The organism is Streptomyces caeni, from assembly GCF_042678285.1.
Taxonomy (GTDB): Bacteria; Actinomycetota; Actinomycetes; order Streptomycetales; family Streptomycetaceae; genus Streptomyces; species Streptomyces caeni.
The window spans coordinates 1-5319 of record NZ_JBHUDX010000119.1 but is presented as its reverse complement, the minus strand read 5'-3'; the positions used below and the strand labels follow the sequence as shown (position 1 = coordinate 5319).

Below are 5319 nucleotides of genomic sequence, written 5' to 3'. Positions count from 1 at the left end.
GGGCTGCTCCCACCCTCCCCGGCACCACCCGGATCAGGCTGCCCTCAGCTCCACCGTCCCGCTGCGACGGAATCAGTGGTGAAGGTCTCTCACCTCCACTCGAACCACTGCGCCTCACGGCGCACGCATGACGCTCGCCACACCGCCGCGACCGTACTCCTCATCCTCGGCGTCCCGGATGTCGTGGTCGACGCGATCATGGGATGGGAGCCCGGGGGAGCGGCCCGGATGCGGGCCCGGTACATGCACATCACGGGGACGATGCTGCGGAAGGTGGCGCAGCAGGTCGGAGACGCGCTCTGGGAGCCGCCGAGCCTGCCTGATGCGGGCCGGAAAGGCGAATGAGACGGAAACCGAGACGGACGAACGACAGAAGGCCGGGCCACTTTCGTGGTCCGGCCCTCTGAGCTGGCGGAGGATACGAGATTCGAACTCGTGAGGGGTTGCCCCCAACACGCTTTCCAAATGTTCGCCCGGGGGTTCAGGGGAGGGCAGGGCCGTTCTGACCAGGGGCGGAGCGGGCTGCCGGACGGTCGGTGGACGGCGCTGGACGGGGATGAATGAGACCAGAACTGAGACCAGAACTGAGACCAGAACTGAGACCAGAGCGTCGATCACACCTTCTTGACGACGATCGTCTCCGGGACCAGTTTCTCCAGGTCGTCCACGTCCGACGTGAAGACGGTGACCTGCCCCTTCTGCTGTCGTGCGACGACGGCGAGCACCGCGTCGATCGCATACTTGTGGCCGTGCAGCTTGGCATCGGCCAGGAGGCGGCGGGCCTGGCGGGCCTCGTCCTTTCCGATGTCGGCGACCTTGAGTCGGGAGAGTACCCAGTCCCAGCGCTGCTCGGTGGTTCTGCCGTCGTACGCCTCGACCAGCGTCATCGGGGAGGTCACCACCTCGGCTTCACCCCGGGCGGCGAGGTCGAGCCAGGCGATCATCTTCCGGTCGCCGCGCACGGCCAGGGACAGGGCTTCGCAGTCGAGTACGAAGATGCGCAGCGGCCGCTGCCCGTGCCCGGCGGCCCGCTTCTTCACGCGGCCGCTCCGGCGTCGTGCTGTCCGGCGGCGCGGCGGCGCTCGTGCTCGGCGTCGAGACCCTCCAACTCCTCGAACGCTGCCGTGCGCTCCTCCTCGGTGAGGGGGCCGTGTTCCTCCTGCAGCCAGTCGGCCAGTTCCCGCAGCCGGTCCCGGTCGCGCTTGAAGCGCAGCGCCTCGGCGACGTACGCCGACAGTCCCCGTTCCGCCGCCTCTGCGCGGATCTCGTCGAGGAGGTCCTCGGGGATCGTCACTGTCACCTTTTTGGTAGTCGCCATACAAGAGACCATACTCCTGGTATTGGCTCCCTTACCAGTGCAGCCGCAAGCGGTGGCGTGACTGGACGGCTCGTCGTTCATGGTGTCGTGCGCCGCCGCAGTCCTCAGGCGGGCACGCCCCGGCACCGTCCGCGCAGTACGGATGGTGGAGCCCGGCTGCGGCTGGGGGCCGGGGCGCACTCGATGCGTGACCGCTGATCAGCGACAGAGGGCGTGTTCGCCGCGGGCTTGAAATGTATTGAATGTCGCAACCGCCCTGGTCACTCTCCCCGCCCGGTTCCGGGGCGTACGAGTCGGTCTCGACTGCCGCAGACGTCACGCTTCCCTCCTCGCGGCCGACTGGACCGTATGCTTCCGTGAGACCAAGGTGAGCAAGGAAGTGGTGGCTGATCGTGTCGCCGCCGGGAGAGAGGACATGCAGGAATGCATGTAGTGGGCGGGAGGTGGCTGTTGCCAGACTGGGCTCATGCCGAAAAAGCGAACGCCCGACAAGAATTTCGCCGAGGTGGTGGCCTCCCTGAAACATGTGGAAGGGTCCGATCCAGCCACCGGTAAGCTCTCGCCCGCGAGTGCGGGCGAACTCGTCGACGGACGGGGCTGTCTATGGGCGAAGAGCCGGGGCCCGCTAGACGCCCGGCTGGCCAAGCGACTCGTGCGCGGCGCGGACGAGATGATCATCGGGGAGGGCGCCGGGGAGGTGCTGCGGCCGGTGCCGGCCGACGGGCGCGAGGAGGCATGGGCCCTGATCAAGGACCGGCTGGACGCACCCGAGCCCGGAACGTACCAGGCGTATGACTTCCGCTCCCAGGACGGCCGCGTCCTGCTGTACGTCGAGGAGTTCTGCTGACGCTGTACTGACGGCATGAGTCGGGGGGTCAGGAATTCCTGACCCCCCGACGTTCATGTCACCTCTCTGGATCCACCACCGCGGTGTTCACCAGCGGTAGTGGTTCGTGCGGAAGATCCGTCCCCATCGGTTGATGAAGTCGACGTGGACGTGGTTGCCGGAGCCGCACGGGCCGCGGTAACGGCAGCGGCCTCCGTACCGCGCGACCTGCTTGGCCTGGCGGATCGCGGCGGCCTTGCTGCTGAACCGGGTGGGGTGCCACCAGTTCAATACGTTGCGCTTCTTGGGGATGTACTTGGCGCAGTTGTGGACCAGCGACGACCGGCCGTCGGTGACCACGAAGTAGGTGTGGCTGCGGGCGACGGTCAGGTTGAAGACGGTGCGGACCGACTGTGTGCGGCTGGTGGATGTAACCTCTGGCGCGAGCCCGCTCGGGTTCGACAGGCGCGAGCCCGGAGTCAGCTGGAACGCGTCGAGCCAGCCGCGGCCCTGGACGAAGAACGGGTGGTTGGCGGTCGCGGTGATCTTCTTCGACCTGCCGTCGCCGTCCGCGTCCACGGACAGGGTGACCAGATCCTTGGTGCCGTGACCGATGATTACGTCGGAGACCGGGGAGATCGTGGCCTCACCGGTGATCTCGTCCACCGCTTGGACCAGGTCTCCAACCTCCACCTGGCTGATCGGCTTGGTGCTGCCGTCGGCCAGCACGACCAGCGTCTCGGGCAGGAAGGAGTTCCAGCGGCAGCTACGGCCGATGGCCCGTGCGGCCCGCAGGGCGCGGTAGCCACGGTAGGCCCGGTAGCCCCAGGCGGCGGCACCGAGGCTGGGGATGAAGCCGGCCGCGGTGAGCGCGATGTCCCATTTGTTGCGCCATGCCCAGCGCTTGGCCTTCTTGAAGAACTTCTTCCAGCCCCACTTGCCGTCGAGGTCGAAGCAGTTGACCGGGTCGGCCGAGCAGTACTCGTAGGCGTTGGCGTTGCCGCCGCGCTGGGGGTCGACGGACAGGAAGCGGCCCGTGGCGGGGTTGTACTGGCGTACGCCCATGAGGGTGTAGCCGGCCACCGTCTCGCTGGAGCGCTGTTTCCCGCCGAGCCAGCCGTAGCGGACGGCCTGCTGACCGCTGCGCGGGTTTCCGTACTCGTCGGTGTCCAGGGCGATCGGCGCCTCGCCCGCATTGAGCGGGAGCTGGAGCGCCACGTCGCCGTGGATGTCGGTGAACTGGAGCACCGTGTCACCGGTCGCGCTGGTGACCGCGCCGCGCACACCTCGTACGCGCGGGCGCTCCTGACCGGGAGTCGCCCGGAACGGTGAGCCGCGGGGGAGCACCTATCGCTAATTTCCGCTCCGGTACTCCCAAGGCCGGTGCTCCCGGCGCTGTCCGTCCACGTCCGAGCTGGTCCCATCATGGCAACTGAGACCAAAACTGAGACCACAGCACGACGAAGGTCCCGGCCGCTGCGCGATCGGGACCTTCGTTTCGGCTGGTCAGCCGTGGCGGAGGATACGAGATTCGAACTCGTGAGGGGTTGCCCCCAACACGCTTTCCAAGCGTGCGCCCTAGGCCTCTAGGCGAATCCTCCGCCGGAAACATTACATGACGGCGGGGAGTGCTAGCGAACTCGTTCAGCGCCTCCGTCATCGGGTACGCTGGGCCCAGCCCCTCACGCGGCGCTATCTGACTGAACTCCCCCAGGGCCGGAAGGCAGCAAGGGTAGGTCGGCTCTGGCGGGTGCGTGGGGGGTCTTCTGCATTGCCGGGTACGAGGGCGCACGGGGGGCGTCCGAGGGGAGGGGCTCGGGCGCGGCATGTTGTCGGTGGGCGCCTATAACCTCGTAGTCGTGTCGTCTCTCGCGCTGTACCGCCGCTATCGCCCGGAGTCGTTCGCCGAGGTCATCGGGCAGGAGCATGTCACTGACCCGCTGCAGCAGGCGCTGCGGAACAACCGGGTCAACCACGCGTACCTGTTCAGCGGACCGCGCGGCTGCGGCAAGACGACCAGCGCGCGGATTCTGGCGCGGTGCCTGAACTGCGAGAAGGGACCGACACCGACTCCGTGCGGCGAGTGCCAGTCCTGCCGGGACCTGGCCAGGAACGGGCCGGGGTCCATCGACGTCATCGAGATCGACGCCGCGTCGCACGGTGGTGTCGACGACGCCCGTGACCTGCGGGAGAAGGCGTTCTTCGGGCCCGCGAGCAGCCGGTACAAGATCTACATCATCGACGAGGCCCACATGGTCACGTCGGCGGGGTTCAACGCGCTGCTGAAGGTCGTCGAGGAACCGCCCGAGCACCTCAAGTTCATCTTCGCCACCACCGAGCCCGAGAAGGTCATCGGGACCATCCGTTCGCGGACCCATCACTATCCGTTCCGGCTCGTCCCGCCGGGCACCCTCCGCGACTACCTCGCCGAGGTCTGCCAGAAGGAGAGCATCCCCGTCGAGGACGGGGTCCTGCCCCTCGTCGTGCGGGCGGGTGCCGGGTCCGTGCGTGACTCCATGTCCGTCATGGACCAGCTGCTGGCGGGCGCGGGTGCCGACGGCGTGACCTACACCATGGCCACCTCGCTGCTCGGGTACACGGACGGGTCGCTGCTGGACTCCGTCGTCGAGGCATTCGCCGCCGGGGACGGGGCCGCCGCCTTCGAGGTCGTCGACCGGGTGATCGAAGGGGGCAACGATCCGCGGCGGTTCGTCGCCGATCTGCTGGAGCGGCTGCGGGACCTGGTGATTCTCGCCGCCGTGCCCGACGCTGCCGAGAAGGGCCTCATCGACGCCCCGGCCGACGTATTGGAGCGGATGCAGGCCCAGGCGGGCGTCTTCGGCCCGGCCGAGCTGAGCCGCGCCGCCGACCTCGTCAATGAGGGTCTCACCGAGATGCGAGGGGCCACCTCGCCCCGGCTGCAGCTCGAACTGATCTGCGCACGGGTGCTGCTGCCCGCCGCCTACGGGGACGAGCGGTCGGTCATGGCCCGCCTGGACCGGCTGGAGCGGGGTGTCAACTTCTCCGGCGGCGGTGCGGGACCGGCCATGGGGTATGTGCCTGGCCCAGAGGTGCACGGAGGGATGGCCGGGGGACCGGGGCCGCAGGCGGCGGCGCCCGTGGCACCCGGCGGCGGTGTGGCGGCGGCCCGGGCCGCCGTGCGGAACGGTGGGGC

Annotated in this window: 4 protein-coding genes, 1 tRNA gene, 1 other RNA gene and 3 pseudogenes; 4 read left to right on the top strand and 5 right to left on the bottom strand. The window is 68.5% G+C overall.

The window, feature by feature from the left end; genetic code table 11:
• Positions 1 to 120 precede the first annotated feature (120 nt).
• Positions 121 to 345 (top strand): annotated as a pseudogene (locus tag ACFSL4_RS34845) (site-specific integrase); the annotation flags it as partial.
• Between the two features lie 269 nt (positions 346 to 614).
• Here the strand turns inward: ACFSL4_RS34845 and ACFSL4_RS34840 are convergent.
• Both ACFSL4_RS34840 and ACFSL4_RS34835 read right to left on the bottom strand, forming a co-directional pair.
• The gene (locus ACFSL4_RS34840; protein ID WP_381091809.1) at positions 615 to 1040 is read right to left on the bottom strand and encodes a PIN domain-containing protein; all 426 of its coding nucleotides are present in this window, start codon (positions 1038 to 1040) and stop codon (positions 615 to 617) included.
• Positions 1037 to 1318, bottom strand: coding sequence for a ribbon-helix-helix domain-containing protein (locus ACFSL4_RS34835; RefSeq protein WP_381091807.1), 282 nt, complete (start codon positions 1316 to 1318; stop codon positions 1037 to 1039). The genes ACFSL4_RS34840 and ACFSL4_RS34835 overlap by 4 nt, the downstream gene beginning before the upstream one ends.
• Positions 1319 to 1784: 466 nt before the next feature.
• Here ACFSL4_RS34835 and ACFSL4_RS34830 point away from each other — a divergent pair, with 466 nt between their 5' ends.
• A complete protein-coding gene (locus ACFSL4_RS34830) occupies positions 1785 to 2165 on the top strand; it encodes a hypothetical protein (protein ID WP_381091805.1) in 381 nt (126 codons plus the stop codon).
• An 87-nt stretch (positions 2166 to 2252) separates the two neighbouring features.
• Here ACFSL4_RS34830 and ACFSL4_RS37735 read toward each other — a convergent pair.
• From ACFSL4_RS37735 to ACFSL4_RS34820, 3 genes and pseudogenes are all read right to left on the bottom strand, one after another.
• Positions 2253 to 2861, bottom strand: a pseudogene (locus ACFSL4_RS37735) (polymorphic toxin-type HINT domain-containing protein); the annotation flags it as partial.
• Positions 2862 to 2918: 57 nt separating this feature from the next.
• Positions 2919 to 3431: pseudogene (locus ACFSL4_RS37730) on the bottom strand (RHS repeat-associated core domain-containing protein); the annotation flags it as partial.
• Positions 3432 to 3657: 226 nt separating this feature from the next.
• Positions 3658 to 3745: transfer RNA gene (locus ACFSL4_RS34820), tRNA-Ser, on the bottom strand.
• A 72-nt stretch (positions 3746 to 3817) separates the two neighbouring features.
• Here ACFSL4_RS34820 and ffs point away from each other — a divergent pair.
• Positions 3818 to 3914: signal recognition particle sRNA small type (gene ffs / locus ACFSL4_RS34815), an RNA gene on the top strand.
• Positions 3915 to 4003: 89 nt separating this feature from the next.
• Positions 4004 to 5319 (top strand): DNA polymerase III subunit gamma and tau (locus ACFSL4_RS34810; RefSeq protein ID WP_381091801.1); only part of this gene is annotated, 1316 nt, incomplete at its 3' end.

Coding starts and splice junctions, on each gene's coding strand:
- ACFSL4_RS34835 (WP_381091807.1), bottom strand. CDS start 1,318: ATGGCGACTACCAAAAAGGTGACAGTGACGATCCCCGAGGACCTCCTC.
- ACFSL4_RS34830 (WP_381091805.1), top strand. CDS start 1,785: ATGCCGAAAAAGCGAACGCCCGACAAGAATTTCGCCGAGGTGGTGGCC.